Raw genomic sequence first — 14,730 nt, forward strand, 5'->3', positions numbered from 1 at the left:
TTCAGTCCTAATGGAATGGTTTGGGAGCAAAAATCCCCAACTCCACAAAGCCGGCGGGACGTTAACTGCAACCAATTCCATGAGAAACCTAAAAAAATTAGATGTAGAAAAAAGCATAGAACTAAAGAAATTAGTTTATGTTGAAAATTGGTTTGATAAATTAGACCGATTTGTAATCTATATTTTTTTTAGTTGGGGTTTTGTTTTACCATTTCTAATATATTTCGATCCTCATAGAGATTATTCTAAAACTGGATTTGAATATTATTTAATCTTCATTCTTAGTTTATTTTGCGCTTATGTTGTTTACAGAAAAGCAACCGAAAAAAAATTATGCGAAATCATTAGTAAATATGACGCGGAAGAAAACAGAAAACTGATAAATGAATACTGTGAGAAAATGGGTTATGAGAAATACAGAAACTCAAAAAATATAATAATATACAACACAGAAAGCTCTTTCAATATTAATCCAGAATATAAAATAAGTCGAATTTTCTTGCTTGATAATAAAAGCGTGTATCTTACGATGATAAAAGAAAATTATAAGTTGAATATTCCTGTATTATTTTCTCAACTTATTTTGAAAAAAGATATTAAAAAAATAACCAAAAAATAAATTTTGGCAGCAGTTAACAGCGGTTTTCTGCAATGGCGGGTTTAGGGATTTATTTGGGTTGGTTAGTGTTTGCATTTCTTCTTTAAATAGAAGTTTTTTCTTTACTACTTTTCGGTATATTTGTAAACGTCAGTAATAAAAAACCGCCACTGACAGAAAGCCGGCGGGACGTTAGCCGTCATGCATGAAAAACTTGAAGATGAAAGAGTTGGATATAATATTTATTACTCAAACTGACAAGCGTTCAGTTTTTATTTGCATTCTGGCAATTTTCTTATTTTCTGCATTAATCACTTTAATGACAATTCAAACTACTGCGCATAATTATAATTCGACATATTTTTTTATGGCGGGATTTTTTTTACTTTTCATCATCGGGGGCTTTATTGGACTTTTTAAATTCAAGCAAATTGTTTTGACAAAAAATGAAATAAAAATCATTTACCCATTCTTATTCAAAACAAAATACTACAACCTTCAAGATATCAAAACATTCAAAGAAAAGAATTATAAAATTGAACCATTAATTCAAGAAAGTAGAATGACAATTCATCAAGGAAAAGAGACAACAATAGAATTTAAGACTTCTTCAAACATTTTGACTTTTAATACTCTTGAAACAAATAATTATTTTGAATTTATTAAAGCACTTAGACAAACCCTAAACAAAAAAGAATAAAATTTATTAAACTTTATCCCATATACCAGCATATTGAATACAATTGCTTTGGGCTTTGGGCATCTTTATTATTATTGTATTGACTATTGGAGCATTAAAAATGTACGACGGCTAACAGCGGTTTTGAGCAAGTGGGGTTTTAGTGTTTAATGGGACGATCTTTTTGTATATTTGGCTTAGTGATAAAACAAACTAAAGAAACAAAAGTCCCCACCTTCTCAAAGCCGGCGGGACGTTAGCGGCTATACTAAAAAAAAAAGAGATAAATGGAATTAAAAACAAAGAAAATAATTGCTCGTGAATTTTTACTCTTACTGATTTGTTTAGGTGTATTTATAATTACATTCATTTCATTTTTTACTTACAATTCAATTAAAGAAAGTAAGTTCAATAAATTACAAAATGAAATTAATTTAAACGAAACATCTAATAACAACCTTAATCATTCCTATGATAAAAAATATCAAAAACACGCATGGTTATATAATAAAATAAATGCGGAATTCGATTTAGAAAATTCAAAATATAACGACCCGGAAAAACTATGGAAAAGATTAAATGATTTAATCCAAAAAGATAGTTTGCGATATAAATACGAACATTACCCTGACATCAAAAAAAGTTTTAAACTTGCAGGTCTAACAAATGTAGAAAGTGTAGAGATATTTATCAAAACAAATAATCTAAATAAAGCTGAAATTTCTGATATTGAAAAAATTGTAAAAAAAAATAAATTTGATAATCTACTTAAATCAAAAGCTGCAGAAATTAAAAATAGTATTTTATCACCCTATGAAAAAACTAAACTTAGTCTATGGGCAACTTTAACTGTTTTCCTTTTAATTTTTCCTTTTCGCTACTTATATTATTCAGTTCGTTGGTGTTTAACAATTTTGAAACAATAATTTATACAAGTACAGCCGCTAACAGCGGTTTTGTGAAAGTGGGGTTTTAAGGCAAAATTTAAAGGTAATTTTATATATTTGACTTCAGTCCTAATGGAATGGTTTGGGAACAAAAATCCCCACCTCCACAAAGCCGGCGGGACGTTAGCTGTAACTTTACCAAAAATGACCGTAAAAACATCAATATCCACAATTTTATTAATCTTATTTGCTTCCTGCAATGAGAAAGCAAATGAAAACTTGTTGATAGAGAAAAATGAAAATCCAATTATTTCAAAACTGGATAAACGGTATTCTATTGTCGGAGATTTTAATGGTGATAAAATTGAAGATACAATTTTTGAATCATATCAAAATAGCGAAACAAAAAAGGAGATTAATAAAATACATGACAGTTTAGATTGGGATAAAGATTTAGAATTAACAGTAAAAAACAAACCAATTTCAATTTTATATTCAAGTGATAAGTTAATTGATACGTTAATTGCTTCACAACATTACCAACAGAAAGGAGTTTATCTGTTTTCAAATTTAGGAGACATAAATGAAGATGGAAAAGATGAATTTGGTTACGCCATCGATTGGGCAGATTTTTCAAGTCTAAATACTTATCGTATAATGACATTGGATAAAAATAAGTTCGTTCAAATTTTCAATTTCCCTATACATGAAACCATGAGTATAATACCTGAAAATCAATTCGATTCTAAAAATTTAATTTTAAAAGTCTCTAAAAAAACAATCAAATATAAGTATGCTGATATGGAAGATGGGGATATAAAAGAAGCGGAACATACATTTAAATAACAAAAGCTACAGCTAACAGCAGTTTGCAGCAAGTGGGGCTTTAGGGCTAAATTTAATGTTGGCTTTGTGTTTGTAAACTTAATCTTAAATTGATACTTTTGGGAAAACAATCCCCCACCTGCAGCAAGCTGGCGGGACGTTAACGGCAACTTTGAAAAATGCGTCGTCCTAAAATAGGTTGACTAAAAATTAAACACTTTTAGTATCCTATGGAAACAACAAGAAAACAACCCTGCCGAAAAAATGAGTATCAGAAAATCAGTTTTGATCTCAAACTTTCCATCATTGACGAAATTAATAATGGACAAATCTCTGTAAACTATGCTGCCAAAAAGTATGGCATTTCTCGAAGTTCCATTGACTATTGGAGAAAGAAATTATCTAACTTTACATCCAAATCCAAAGCAATGAGCAAGAACGACGAGATTAAAAAACTAAGAGAACGTATAGAAGAACTGGAATTTATTAAAGACTTCCAACAAGACATCATTGCTGATTTTGAAGTAACCACAGGACTGGATATCGCAAAAAAGTCGTTGCCCGAAACATTAGTAAAAGAGATAGAGAAAAAGAAAAGAAACCTTTTAAAGTAAAATGGCTTTATCAATGTTTCGGAATATCCAAACAAGCTTATTATAAACGAATCAAAGCTGATAAACAGCGAGAAGAACAAGTTATTGTAATTAAAGAACTCATTGCGCCTATCAGGAAAAAACAAACCCGGTACGGTGGAAGAAAACTGTACCTGGACATTAAAGATGATTTGGAAAAGAGGGATATAAAAATGGGAAGAGATAACTTTTTTAGGTTCTTGAAAACACATCAGTTATTGGTTAAGAAAACTAAGCAATTCCATATCACAACCGATTCCAAACATTTTTTCTATAAATCGCCAAACCGAATTAAGAACATCACTCCTACTCACGCGGAACAGATCTGGGTCAGCGATATAACCTACCTTAAAACACAAGAAAAACACGCTTATTTGGCTTTGGTAACAGACATCTATTCCAAGAAAATAATGGGGTTCAAACTCGATACGAATATGAAAGCTACATTAGTGAAAGATGCTCTTCAAATGGCTTTAAAAAACAGAATGCATAAACATCAAAACATCATTCATCACAGCGACAGGGGAATACAGTATTGCTGTCCCGAGTTCTCCGAATTCGCGCAAAACAACGGCATGTTACTCAGTACAACCCAGCAATACGACCCTTATGAAAACGCAGTAGCGGAGAGGATTAACGGAATTTTGAAATATGAGTTTGGTTTATTAAAAACATTACCTAATTTAGTCTTGGCTCAGAAAATGATTAAACAGGCGGTAAACACATACAATAATGAAAGAAGGCACTACAGCTTAGATATGAAAACACCTGAGTTTGCACACAAAAATCAAATGCATAAATACAAATTTTACAACCTGAATTAATAACCAAAATGGTCAACCTATTTCAGGACAAGACAAAAACAGAACGATGAAAACACTAATTATTTTTTTGACAGTTTTAGTCTCTTTATATGGTTTCAAAAGCTATAGATTTTTAAAAAACAATGTCAAAAAAGTTCAAAAAGTTACTTTTGAGCAACAACTTACAACTTTTGAAACTCTCGGTTTCAAACTAAATAAAGGAATAGCTAAAGAAAACCTTATATCATTCTATGGGAATAAATCCGAGTTTGAAAAAGATCCTTGGGTTTTAATGTATACAACTCTTGGGATGGAAATCGAGAAAGAACCTTGGACACCAATAACCGACAGATGCTGGCATTTTGACTTAGAGGCAATTGAAGACAATGGAGCTTATGTTGATATAATGAAAAATATTAGTCGAATAACTAATGGTGAATTGAAATTTGAAAATATCAAAGATTACGTTGATATTGATAATGAAAAAGCTTGGGTTTCATTTGAAATTAATGGAGATAAATACAAATGGGATTTAAAGGTTGATAATGATTGGGCTGATGGAGCATTATTTGATAAAGTCCAAGACTTAACTGCTAAATATAAAACTTCTGGGAAATTTACATTTTATGGATTGGGGCAGGATTTTATTTTAGGCTACGAGACAGAAGCCAATCTTAAAAAAATAAAAGAACAAACAGGATTGAAAATTGAATGGCTAAAAGCAAAAGGTCATATTTACTAAAAAAGCAGCCGTTAACAGCGGTTTTGTGCAAGCGGGGTTTTAGGGATTTATCGGTAATGGTCAGTGTTTGCACTTCTCTCCTCTTTTTCAACTTTTTTCTTTCAGTCTTTTCGGTATATTTGTAAACAACAGTAATAAAAATCCCCACCTGACACAAAGCCGGCGGGACGTTAGCAGCCATTCTGACCGAACGAAAACATCACCTAAATGAAACAGAAAACTGTCGAATTAAAAAAAACAAAGGAAATACTAATTTTCAATATTCCTTTTTTTGTGGGTCTAGTCTTAAATGTTCTTGTAGTTCTGATGTTTTCCAAAACTGTAATTAGGTTACAGGATATTTTTTTATTATACATAACTACTGGAATAGTTTTGTATTTCATTTTTGACAAATTTGTCAAAATAAAACTAAGCAAATTTCTTAGACTAGCATATACAACAGTTTCTTTTGGAAGTTTATTGACATGTATATTATTGACCATCAACTTATATATTTATCCTACAAAGGATTTTGAAATTCTAAAAACTCCAATTTTAAAAAAAGGCTTTACAACTAAAGGAAATAATCCAAAAGCAGATATTGAAGTGGATGGCATTATAAAAGGTGTTATATTTCAAAATATTGATAATATTAATGACTATTCAGCTATTGAGTTAAAAGTTCGTAAAGGAAGATTGGGCTGGAAAATCATTGAAAAAACTACACTAATCAAGTAAGAACGGCTGCTAACAGCGGTTTTAAGAAATGGCGGGTTTGGGGATTTATCGGTAATGGCCAGTGTTTGCACTTCTCTCCTATTTTTCAGCTTTTTTCTTTCAAACTTTTAGGTATATTTGTAAACATCAGTAACAAAAATCCGCCACTTCTTAAAGCCGGCGGGACGTTAGCCGTAATTTTACAAAACAATTTCAAAATGAAGTATTTAATCATTATACTAACATTGATTTCTTTAATGAGTTGTCAAACAAAAGTGCCGAAAGATTTTGCAATAACGGTTGATTTTGATGGTGAAATTTACAACTCAGAAACTGAAACTTTAGTTAGGTCTAATTATATGAAAAAAGATTATCATGTAAAAATCAAGCTAACAGAACAACAAAAACTAGAATTATATAAATTTTACAATAAAATTAATTTTTTAAGCTTTCCATCAGAATTTCAATGTGATACACTAAAATCAGAACGAACAATTCCAAGTTCATCACTTGAAATAAAAATAAAAGCTAATGGAATAATCAAAGGTTCAAGAACGAATAGTCATTGTACTGAGAAAATCGAAGTGAAAAAAGAAAAAGAACTTTACGAATTTTCAGATAAACTACAAAAAATGTTAGATGAAAACCCCGTTTATAGAAATATTCCAAGTTCAGATATTATAAAACTTTAAACATTAATTAAAAATGAAAATCATATTTTGTTTATTTACTATTTGTCTTCTCGGCTGTAATACCAAAAATGAATTACCTGATGACTTCGCTTTTAGAATAGAATTTGGCAAGCAAACATATGATTCAAAATCAGAAATATTAACTCGAAAATTTATAAAATCAAAAGATAAAAGCGTTAAGATTGAATTCACAAACAATCAAAAAAAAGCAATTTATGAGTATTATAAAAAAATTGAATTTTTAAAATTCCCAATTGAATTTGAATGCGATACTCTAAAAAAAGGATTCAATAATAACTTCACAAATATTGAAATCGAAATAACTGCAAATAATATAACTAAAGCTTCTAGAACATTTACTGATTGCATATACAAAATTGAAAATTCGAAAGAAAAACAACTAATTCTTTTATCTGAATTTATTACAAAAATTATCAAGGAGAACAATGAATACAAAAAGTTACCTCCTACCGATTATCTGAGGTAATAAAAAACTACGGCTAACAGCGGTTTTCTGCAATGGCGGGTTTAGGGAATTATTTGGGATGGCTAGTGTTTGCATTTCTTCTTTAAAAAGAAGATTTTTCTTTACTACTTTTCGGTATATTTGTAAACGTCAGTAATAAAAAACCGCCACTGACAGAAAGCCGGCGGGACGTTGTGTGTAATTGTAAAACAAACTAAATGTTTAAATCCACGAGGACAAATTTAACAGCACTATTGACACTTATTTTACTAATTGTAGTACTACGAATCTGTGATTATATGTTCCCCTGGACTGGACTTGCAGCAATAATATTTGTTCCTGTAATTTACATAATTGGAATTCTAATTATACTTCAAGGAATGAGAATTTCAGAAAATAAGAAATTTGCTTATTTTTTCTTTATTTGGATAACTATAATAGCTCTCAATACACTCCTTGCGATCAATATGTATCCACAAGAATTTAGACCAAGTGTGACTAATCAAATAAAATTCACCTTTCAAGTCGTGACAAACTTTGACAGCATAACTGAAGACGACCTAAAACTGTGTATGCTTGACGATTTTAATAGAAATGATTGCCAGATAAAAAATTCTAGGGAAAGATATATTGCTGCCTTATACAAATATCAATTAAACATACCTAGAGATGGAAACAACTTCCTTTATGGCCGAACAGATAATCCCATTTTGGAAATGACTGATATAAAATCAAATTTAGCAACTGGTCAAGACAAATTAATTTGGTGGTTACTTGAAAAAAGATAAACAACTACACACAACAGCGGTTTTATGCTATGGCGGGGCTTGGGATTTTTTGGATTGGTCGGTGTTTGCATTTCTTCTTTAAAAAGAAGTTTTTTCTTTCCACTTTTCGGTATATTTGTAAACATCAGTAATAAAAAATCCGCCACAGCATAAAGCCGGCGGGACGTTAGCGGCAATGCTTTGACGACAGTGCTAACTTGAAAACTGGCTGCATAAAACGAACTTTGACATATAATCAAATCAAGACATGAGAAAATTAAAACTACAGATGAATATGACCATTGACGGTTTTGTCGGTGGTGTAAATGGTGAGCAGGACTGGCTTGAACGAAATCAGGACAGTGAGTTTATAAAGTTGTATCAGAAAGACATAGTTGACTCGGCTGACACACTTCTATTGGGCAGAAAAATGACAGACGTATTTATCAGTCATTGGGAAAGTCAATATGATAATCCTAATGCGGTGTTCGCTCGTAAACTGGTTGACATCTCTAAAATTGTTTTTAGCAAAACCATTACAACCATACCAGGGAAAAACGTAAGAGTTGAAAATGGCGACCTGGTTACTATTGTAAACCAACTGAAAAGAGAAAAAGGCAAAGACATTCTTGTATATGGTGGAGCAAGTTTTGTTTCATCACTTGTCAAACACAATTTAATTGACGAGTATAATTTTTTCATTCACCGGACAGCAATTGGAAATGGACTAAAAATTTTTACGGACACAACAAAACTAAAACTCATAAACAGCAAGTCGTTTGAATGTGGTGTAGTTGCTAATCAATATAAACCTGAACTATGACCGAGGACTCGTTAAGCTTTGAGCTGACGAACTCCGAAAGAAGAATAGCACATGCCGCTAACAAGGGTTTTATGCAAGTGGGGTTTTAGGGATTTATCGGGAAAGGTCAGTGTTTGCACTTTCTTCTCCGAAGTGAGATTTTATCTTTCAATCTTTTCGGTATATTTGTAAACATCAGTAATAAAAGTCCCCACCTGCATAAAGCCCCGGGACGTTAGTAGCCATTTTGAGAAAACGAAACTTGTATGTTAGTTTGGAAAAATAATTTTAGAAATTCGATAAATATTAAAAAATTTAAAATTTAACCCTTAATAATTATATAATCTTTTATGCACATTTGCCTTGTACCATTAATTTTAGCCTTAAATTATTCCATTTTTTTTGTTTTAAAAACCCAAAATGAAGTAAAAAAAATGCTTCTATTTGTAATAGCATTTTTCATTCTTGTTATAATGCTTACCAAATCATACAATTATTTAAATATAGATGGCCTGCCAAATGGCTTTGGTTTTTTTATTCTATTAAATTTTAGCTGGACGATATTAATATTGTACACTATAAAAAAAATCATCAATAAAAAAGTTGATGTTGCGAAAAGTTTAAAGGCTGATAGTTTTTTTCCAGCTTTTACATATCTTAAAGTCTTAACATTAATAATAACAGGTTTTCAGTTGTTTTTAATCATATCTAAAACAATTTATATTTTTAAAGATTAATCACATTTTAGTCTTAAAAAAACGGCTACTAACAGCGGTTTTGTGAAATTGGGGTTTTAGGCAAAATTTAAAGGCAATTTTATATATTTGACTTCAGTTCTAATGGAATGGTTTAGGAACAAAAATCCCCAACTCCACAAAGCCGGCGGGACGTTAGCAGCAAGCATCAAAAAAAATCCGCAAAATGAACGACCATAGAGATTTAATTGAAAATTTATTTGATAAGGATTTTGACTCCAACACTTTTAAAGTTGATAATTTAAAAATATATGATAAATACGAAAAAATAGATTTCAAAAAGATTAAAGAAATTTATATTTCGCCGGAAACAGACAGATTGAGTTTAGAAAACAAATTTAATAAACTTAAAAATGTGGATGGCTTTGTCCATCTTGTTGATGGAATATCTCTTGAAATATCAAACGAAATAATTAAATATTTTAAGTTAAGAGACAAATCCATTGAGAAAATTACTTCATTAACAAAAGAGGAAGTTGAACATAATTTAGGAAAAGCGGATAAAGAACTAACTGAAGGAATTATGTGGGCTACAGGCTATGTTGTTGAATCAAGAGTTTTGGTTTATAACAAAGCAAAATTATTTATCCATATAGACAACGAGACAGATAGAATTTGTGAAATTCGCTATGGAGATGTTAACGAGAATGTTTACGACTAGCGAGAAATGCCAGCTGCTAACAGCGGTTTTGAGCAAGTGGGGTTTGGGTGTATAATGGGACGATCTTTTTGTATATTTGACTTAGTGATAAAACAAACTAACGAAACAAAAGTCCCCACCTTCTCAAAGCCGGCGGGACGTTATGGGCAAGGCAAAAAAACGAAACGGATGAAACTGAAAAATATCTTTTCTGATAAACAAACAAAAGTATTCATTGTTACTAACCAAGATGATGAAAATGAATTGAATTGGATTATAGAACCAACTGATTTTGAACTTATACCAGAAGAAGAAAACACATATTTTGTAAAGGCTGTAGAGGTTTCTGAAAAAAATATTACTAATTGCTATCTCGGAATATCTACACCTGAAAGAATTGCAGAAACAGTAATTAAGAAAAATATAATCGGGCAAACAAAAGCAATAAATATTTATGACCAAGAGAAGACTATAATTCCTTCTATTGCTTCCGAGTGTTTTGGAGATTATGAATTATTTTATGCAAAAGAAAATCCACAAATAGGAATCGAAATCTTAAGAAATGGCCTAGATAAAGCAATTAATAAAAATGTTATTGCTGAAGATCTTGCCTATATTCTACGTGATGAAGGACGAATTGAAGAAGCTATTGAAATATTTAAAAAAAGTGAAGAGTTTGGGCCTTCCTCAGAATATATTTTTTTGGAACTTTCAAGACTTTATGAAGAATTGGGACAATCGGATAAGAAAATAGAATACAATCAAAAATTTAAGGATAACGGAGGAATAGAATAATGAAATAGAGCCCAGCCCATAACAGCGGTTTTGTGCAAGCGGGGTTTTGGGTGTTTAATGGGACGATCTGGAACCAAAAGTCTTTGCTTCCTTTCAACTTTTTTCTTTCTAACTTTTCGGTATATTTGTAAACGTCAGTAATAAAAATCCCCACCTGCCACAAAGCCGGCGGGACGTTATAGGAAAGCTTGGCAAAACTACATCAATATTGACAATCATGGTTAAATACATATATATTCTTCTACTTACAACTATCTTTTTTTCTTGTAAAAACGAAAGTGAATTAGAGTATATCCTGTCTGATGATTCTAAAAAATGGATCCTTGATTTTAATCAGAAAAAAAATGATCCAGAAATGCCGTTACCTCCACCTCCATATAATATTTTTAATAAAAATGGAAATGTCACATTGTACTATACATTTGTAGATGGAGAAACACCTATAAGAACTACTAAGTGGAAGTATTCTGAAAAAGATAGTGTTTTAAATATGTTTGAATTAGATTTTAAAGTTTTGAAATTTCAAGAAGATACTATTTTTTTACAATACAAAAAATATAAACCTTTATTGATAAAATATGTAAACTCGAAAAAGTGAGCGATTAAATAAAGCCTTCCTATAACAGCGGTTTTATGCTATGGCGGGGTTTGGTTTTTTTTGGATTGGTCAGTGCTTGCATTTCTTCTTTAAAAAGAAGTTTTTTCTTTCCACTTTTCGGTATATTTGTAAACATCAGTAATAAAAAATCCGCCACAGCATAAAGCCGGCGGGACGTTGTGTGTAATGCTGGCTCAACGATGTGAAATCGATACTTAATTAACAAATGATAAAATCTCAACTTATACTTGATATACTTGATTTAATACTTGACGGGTTAGAAAACGAAAAAAACTTGCATTGTCAAATTCCATTTCTAAAAGAAGGGAATCAAGAACATACAGGAGTTGGAGTTTTCATCAATTTTGAAGCAGAACCAAATATTACAAATCACAAAATATCAACAGCAAATTGTTTGACTAAAGATGTTGATGGGAATCCAATTGAAAGGATTGATGGTTTAGAATTAATAAACGAATCGCTAAATATTTTAGCAGATGTTTCTATTCATTTGTCAAATGGAATTATTGATTGTGTGGAAATTTGGAATAAAAATGGAGAAAACTATCCAAAAGAAGAACCAAAACAATACCAACTAATTCAAAAATGGATTGATCTAGAAAAACAAAAAACAATAGTTAGAAATTAAAAAGCACTACACACAACAGCGGTTTTGTGCAAGTGGGGTTTTAGGGATTTATCGGTAATGGTCAGTGTTTGCACTTCTCTCCTATTTTTCAACTTTTTTCTTTCAAACTTTTCGGTACATTTGTAATCAACAGTAATAAAAATCCCCACTTGCCACAAAGCCGGCGGGACGTTGTAGCCAATTATGCCAAACAGAATCCTTAAAATAATTAAGAACATAATTTTTACATTTATATTTATTCTTTTTGGATGTAAAACAACAAAACTTCCAAATAAGAAATATTATCAATATGAATATGAAAAATCTTATTCATATAAAAACGATTCGTTAAAAATTGAAATAAAAAATCCTCTATATAGCCCTTTAAGAATATGGTTCATAAATTCCGATTCTGAAATACAAAATAAATTGAATCAAATAAATCCAATCGTGTTGGAAAGTAAAACTGATACTATAATAACATTGACAAACATACTTAAATTTAATAACCAACTAAGTTTTAGTTCTCGTTTAGGAAGCCTTTCAAAAAAAATAACCGAAATTGAACTTGATTTTCCTTTTAAGGACAACAAAGAATATGTTGTGCTTCAAGGTAATAATACAAATTTTACACATAACACAAATTGGTCTAAATATGCTATTGACTTCAATTTAAAAACGAACGACACAATTTGTTCTGCAACAAATGGTTATGTTGTCGGAGTTGTGAATGATTACAAATATTCTGGAAAAGGGCAAGAATGGAAATCTTTTTCAAATTTCATCACTATTTATGAACCAAATTCTGGAATCTTTTGCCAATATGCTCATTTAGTAAAAAATGGAAGTTTAGTTAAAGTTGGAGACAAAATTGAACGTGGACAAAAAATTGGGCTTTCTGGAAATACTGGACAAAGCACAAGAGAGCATTTACATTTTAGCTGTTTAATACCTGTAAATACTGAAGATGGACTAAAATCTATTCCTATTACTTTTGTTAACGGACAAAAAGGAATAGAATTAAAAAATGGAGACAAAGTAAAAAAATAACTGGCTACAACAGCGGTTTTAAGAAATTGAGGCTTTAGTGTTTAATAGGACGGTCTTTTCGTATATTTGGCTTCAGTCCTAATGGAATGGTTTGGGAACAAATATCCCCAACTTCTTAAAGCCGGCGGGACGTTAGCAGCAACCGCCAAACAAAACTTAATTATTATAACTTTTAAAATGGAAAAAACGCAAAAATTAAATACCCTAACTAACAAAAATCTATTTCTTGCTTTCATCACCTTACTTGTATTAAATGCAATTTGCGTAATAACTCTTGCAAAAAAAACCGGAGCATACAATCTGGACGGTACATATAGCGAAGCCAATAGTAGCGAATTATTAATAACAGCTGTAATAGGTACCACCGTTTCTATACCTTTAGTTTGTGCAATACTATCTTCAATAATTGCTATTTTCATTAACCGAAAACAACCTTATGGAAAACGCTTCGTAAAAACATTTTTATTTACCTCGCTAATTGTTTTTTCTTTTTCGCTTATACGTTTTATAATGAACATTTTCTCAATGTAAATCGTGGTATGCTGCTAACAGCGGTTTTATAAAATGGCGGGGCTTGGTGATTTTTTGTAATGGCTTGGTGCGTGCACTTCTCTCCTATTTCATCGCGATTTTCTTTAAAACTTTTCGGTATATTTGTAAGCATCAGTAATAAAAAGTCCGCCAATTCATAAAGCCGGCGGGACGTTAGCGGTAATTGTCCCTCTGTTTTCAAAACACATTCGTCTTAAAGAGGATAGAATGATTTTTAGGTTTTAAAGATTGCGCAAAACTTTACGTGAAATTTGAAATTTAAATAAACGATACATTCCAAAATATAATGCCTTCTCCCCTAACCTTCTTCATAGTTTTCTGAAATTAACTTTGAGGAAATTCTTGTGGAAAAACTTTGAGAAAAACATAAATAAATTAAACAAACTGGGATTCAATAAAATGAATAACTAACCGTGTAATTTATTGCCAAACTTTATGGAAAATAAGAATCGAAAAACGTTACGAAACTTAACGTGAAAAGTTTGTGGTCACAATATGTTATATTCTTTATGCCGGTACAACAACCGCTAACAAGGGTTTTGTGAAATTGGGGCTTTTAGGCAAAAAATATTGTTGGTTTTGTGTTTGTAAACATAATCTTAAATTTATATTTTTGGGAGAACTAATCCCCAACTTCACAAAGCCCCGGGACGTTAACTGCAAGCATGGCCAAACTTTGCGCTAGAAATCTGTCGGATAATATTATTTAAAAACTATAATGAATACTAATCATATAGAAACATATTTTGAACTTGAAGATTTAATTGAATCTGATAATTCCAATCATAAATTAAAGGATATTGCGGAATTGTTTTTGACTGCAATGAATGATTGGCCAACGTACAACCAAGTGCGCATTGATGAATTTATCAATGAGTTAAAAGAACATTTTGGCGAACCTTTGTCGATAGAAAAAATTAAAGCAAAAAAGCTTAAAATGGATACTCAAAATTCCTGGAGACATGAATCAGGAAGTTCGATATGCGAAATGATTGAACTTTCTAAATTGCATTACGGTGAAATGGATTTTGACAAAATCATAGCAAATATCTTGGACTATTATGGAAGTTTAGAAATTAATAATAAATCAGACAATAATGCCAGCAGTTAACAGCGGTTTTAA

The 14,730-nt window shown here is 31.0% G+C and carries 20 protein-coding genes; all 20 read left to right on the forward strand.

What is annotated here, in order from left to right:
• Window positions 1-10 precede the first annotated feature (10 nt).
• A complete protein-coding gene (locus LZF87_RS12820) occupies window positions 11-619 on the forward strand; it encodes a hypothetical protein (RefSeq protein ID WP_244339554.1) in 609 nt (202 codons plus the stop codon).
• 199 nt (window positions 620-818) lie between these two features.
• Window positions 819-1,298: a hypothetical protein gene (locus tag LZF87_RS12825; protein WP_244339555.1), complete on the forward strand. Its 480-nt coding sequence runs from the start codon at window positions 819-821 to the stop codon at window positions 1,296-1,298.
• Between the two features lie 266 nt (window positions 1,299-1,564).
• Window positions 1,565-2,203 carry a hypothetical protein gene (locus tag LZF87_RS12830; protein WP_244339558.1) on the forward strand — a complete coding sequence of 213 codons (639 nt, stop codon included), beginning with the start codon at window positions 1,565-1,567 and terminating at the stop codon, window positions 2,201-2,203.
• A gap of 93 nt (window positions 2,204-2,296) precedes the next feature.
• Window positions 2,297-3,010 carry a hypothetical protein gene (locus tag LZF87_RS12835; protein WP_244339560.1) on the forward strand — a complete coding sequence of 238 codons (714 nt, stop codon included), beginning with the start codon at window positions 2,297-2,299 and terminating at the stop codon, window positions 3,008-3,010.
• Between the two features lie 209 nt (window positions 3,011-3,219).
• Window positions 3,220-3,603 (forward strand): helix-turn-helix domain-containing protein, encoded by a 384-nt coding sequence (locus tag LZF87_RS12840; protein WP_244338796.1) that lies wholly within the window; start codon window positions 3,220-3,222, stop codon window positions 3,601-3,603.
• Between the two features lie 23 nt (window positions 3,604-3,626).
• On the forward strand, window positions 3,627-4,445 hold the full coding sequence (locus LZF87_RS12845) for an IS3 family transposase (protein ID WP_244343817.1): 819 nt from the start codon (window positions 3,627-3,629) through the stop codon (window positions 4,443-4,445).
• 46 nt (window positions 4,446-4,491) lie between these two features.
• Window positions 4,492-5,166, forward strand: a complete 675-nt coding sequence (locus LZF87_RS12850; protein WP_244339562.1) for a hypothetical protein — start codon at window positions 4,492-4,494, stop codon at window positions 5,164-5,166.
• Between the two features lie 207 nt (window positions 5,167-5,373).
• Complete coding sequence (locus LZF87_RS12855; RefSeq protein WP_244339453.1) at window positions 5,374-5,883, forward strand: hypothetical protein; 510 nt, start codon at window positions 5,374-5,376, stop codon at window positions 5,881-5,883.
• 197 nt (window positions 5,884-6,080) lie between these two features.
• On the forward strand, window positions 6,081-6,554 hold the full coding sequence (locus tag LZF87_RS12860; protein ID WP_244339564.1) for a hypothetical protein: 474 nt from the start codon (window positions 6,081-6,083) through the stop codon (window positions 6,552-6,554).
• Window positions 6,555-6,567: 13 nt separating this feature from the next.
• Window positions 6,568-7,041 carry a hypothetical protein gene (locus LZF87_RS12865; RefSeq protein ID WP_244339566.1) on the forward strand — a complete coding sequence of 158 codons (474 nt, stop codon included), beginning with the start codon at window positions 6,568-6,570 and terminating at the stop codon, window positions 7,039-7,041.
• Between the two features lie 359 nt (window positions 7,042-7,400).
• A complete protein-coding gene (locus LZF87_RS12870) occupies window positions 7,401-7,808 on the forward strand; it encodes a hypothetical protein (RefSeq protein WP_244339568.1) in 408 nt (135 codons plus the stop codon).
• Window positions 7,809-8,055: 247 nt separating this feature from the next.
• Entirely contained in the window at window positions 8,056-8,610 is a 555-nt protein-coding gene (locus LZF87_RS12875; protein WP_244339570.1) for a dihydrofolate reductase family protein, read from the forward strand.
• A 329-nt stretch (window positions 8,611-8,939) separates the two neighbouring features.
• Window positions 8,940-9,326, forward strand: coding sequence for a hypothetical protein (locus LZF87_RS12880; protein WP_244339572.1), 387 nt, complete (start codon window positions 8,940-8,942; stop codon window positions 9,324-9,326).
• A gap of 184 nt (window positions 9,327-9,510) precedes the next feature.
• Window positions 9,511-10,005, forward strand: coding sequence for a hypothetical protein (locus LZF87_RS12885; RefSeq protein WP_244339573.1), 495 nt, complete (start codon window positions 9,511-9,513; stop codon window positions 10,003-10,005).
• Between the two features lie 6 nt (window positions 10,006-10,011).
• Window positions 10,012-10,779 carry a tetratricopeptide repeat protein gene (locus LZF87_RS12890; RefSeq protein ID WP_244339574.1) on the forward strand — a complete coding sequence of 256 codons (768 nt, stop codon included), beginning with the start codon at window positions 10,012-10,014 and terminating at the stop codon, window positions 10,777-10,779.
• A 217-nt stretch (window positions 10,780-10,996) separates the two neighbouring features.
• A complete protein-coding gene (locus tag LZF87_RS12895; RefSeq protein ID WP_244339576.1) occupies window positions 10,997-11,377 on the forward strand; it encodes a hypothetical protein in 381 nt (126 codons plus the stop codon).
• A gap of 226 nt (window positions 11,378-11,603) precedes the next feature.
• Entirely contained in the window at window positions 11,604-12,026 is a 423-nt protein-coding gene (locus tag LZF87_RS12900) for a hypothetical protein (protein ID WP_244339578.1), read from the forward strand.
• A 183-nt stretch (window positions 12,027-12,209) separates the two neighbouring features.
• Entirely contained in the window at window positions 12,210-13,055 is an 846-nt protein-coding gene (locus LZF87_RS12905; protein WP_244339579.1) for a M23 family metallopeptidase, read from the forward strand.
• Window positions 13,056-13,136: 81 nt separating this feature from the next.
• Window positions 13,137-13,586 carry a hypothetical protein gene (locus LZF87_RS12910; RefSeq protein ID WP_244339580.1) on the forward strand — a complete coding sequence of 150 codons (450 nt, stop codon included), beginning with the start codon at window positions 13,137-13,139 and terminating at the stop codon, window positions 13,584-13,586.
• A gap of 739 nt (window positions 13,587-14,325) precedes the next feature.
• On the forward strand, window positions 14,326-14,718 hold the full coding sequence (locus LZF87_RS12915) for a hypothetical protein (RefSeq protein WP_244339581.1): 393 nt from the start codon (window positions 14,326-14,328) through the stop codon (window positions 14,716-14,718).
• Window positions 14,719-14,730 lie beyond the last annotated feature (12 nt).

The organism is Flavobacterium enshiense (genome assembly GCF_022836875.1).
GTDB classification, from domain to species: Bacteria; Bacteroidota; Bacteroidia; order Flavobacteriales; family Flavobacteriaceae; genus Flavobacterium; species Flavobacterium enshiense_A.

Excerpts from the sequence above, each read along its gene's own strand:
- LZF87_RS12820 (WP_244339554.1), top strand. The coding sequence starts at position 11 with ATGGAATGGTTTGGGAGCAAAAATCCCCAACTCCACAAAGCCGGCGGG.
- LZF87_RS12825 (WP_244339555.1), top strand. The coding sequence starts at position 819 with ATGAAAGAGTTGGATATAATATTTATTACTCAAACTGACAAGCGTTCA.
- LZF87_RS12830 (WP_244339558.1), top strand. The coding sequence starts at position 1,565 with ATGGAATTAAAAACAAAGAAAATAATTGCTCGTGAATTTTTACTCTTA.
- LZF87_RS12835 (WP_244339560.1), top strand. The coding sequence starts at position 2,297 with ATGGAATGGTTTGGGAACAAAAATCCCCACCTCCACAAAGCCGGCGGG.
- LZF87_RS12840 (WP_244338796.1), top strand. The coding sequence starts at position 3,220 with ATGGAAACAACAAGAAAACAACCCTGCCGAAAAAATGAGTATCAGAAA.
- LZF87_RS12850 (WP_244339562.1), top strand. The coding sequence starts at position 4,492 with ATGAAAACACTAATTATTTTTTTGACAGTTTTAGTCTCTTTATATGGT.
- LZF87_RS12855 (WP_244339453.1), top strand. The coding sequence starts at position 5,374 with ATGAAACAGAAAACTGTCGAATTAAAAAAAACAAAGGAAATACTAATT.
- LZF87_RS12860 (WP_244339564.1), top strand. The coding sequence starts at position 6,081 with ATGAAGTATTTAATCATTATACTAACATTGATTTCTTTAATGAGTTGT.
- LZF87_RS12865 (WP_244339566.1), top strand. The coding sequence starts at position 6,568 with ATGAAAATCATATTTTGTTTATTTACTATTTGTCTTCTCGGCTGTAAT.
- LZF87_RS12870 (WP_244339568.1), top strand. The coding sequence starts at position 7,401 with ATGAGAATTTCAGAAAATAAGAAATTTGCTTATTTTTTCTTTATTTGG.
- LZF87_RS12875 (WP_244339570.1), top strand. The coding sequence starts at position 8,056 with ATGAGAAAATTAAAACTACAGATGAATATGACCATTGACGGTTTTGTC.
- LZF87_RS12880 (WP_244339572.1), top strand. The coding sequence starts at position 8,940 with ATGCACATTTGCCTTGTACCATTAATTTTAGCCTTAAATTATTCCATT.
- LZF87_RS12885 (WP_244339573.1), top strand. The coding sequence starts at position 9,511 with ATGAACGACCATAGAGATTTAATTGAAAATTTATTTGATAAGGATTTT.
- LZF87_RS12890 (WP_244339574.1), top strand. The coding sequence starts at position 10,012 with ATGCCAGCTGCTAACAGCGGTTTTGAGCAAGTGGGGTTTGGGTGTATA.
- LZF87_RS12895 (WP_244339576.1), top strand. The coding sequence starts at position 10,997 with ATGGTTAAATACATATATATTCTTCTACTTACAACTATCTTTTTTTCT.
- LZF87_RS12900 (WP_244339578.1), top strand. The coding sequence starts at position 11,604 with ATGATAAAATCTCAACTTATACTTGATATACTTGATTTAATACTTGAC.
- LZF87_RS12905 (WP_244339579.1), top strand. The coding sequence starts at position 12,210 with ATGCCAAACAGAATCCTTAAAATAATTAAGAACATAATTTTTACATTT.
- LZF87_RS12910 (WP_244339580.1), top strand. The coding sequence starts at position 13,137 with ATGGAATGGTTTGGGAACAAATATCCCCAACTTCTTAAAGCCGGCGGG.
- LZF87_RS12915 (WP_244339581.1), top strand. The coding sequence starts at position 14,326 with ATGAATACTAATCATATAGAAACATATTTTGAACTTGAAGATTTAATT.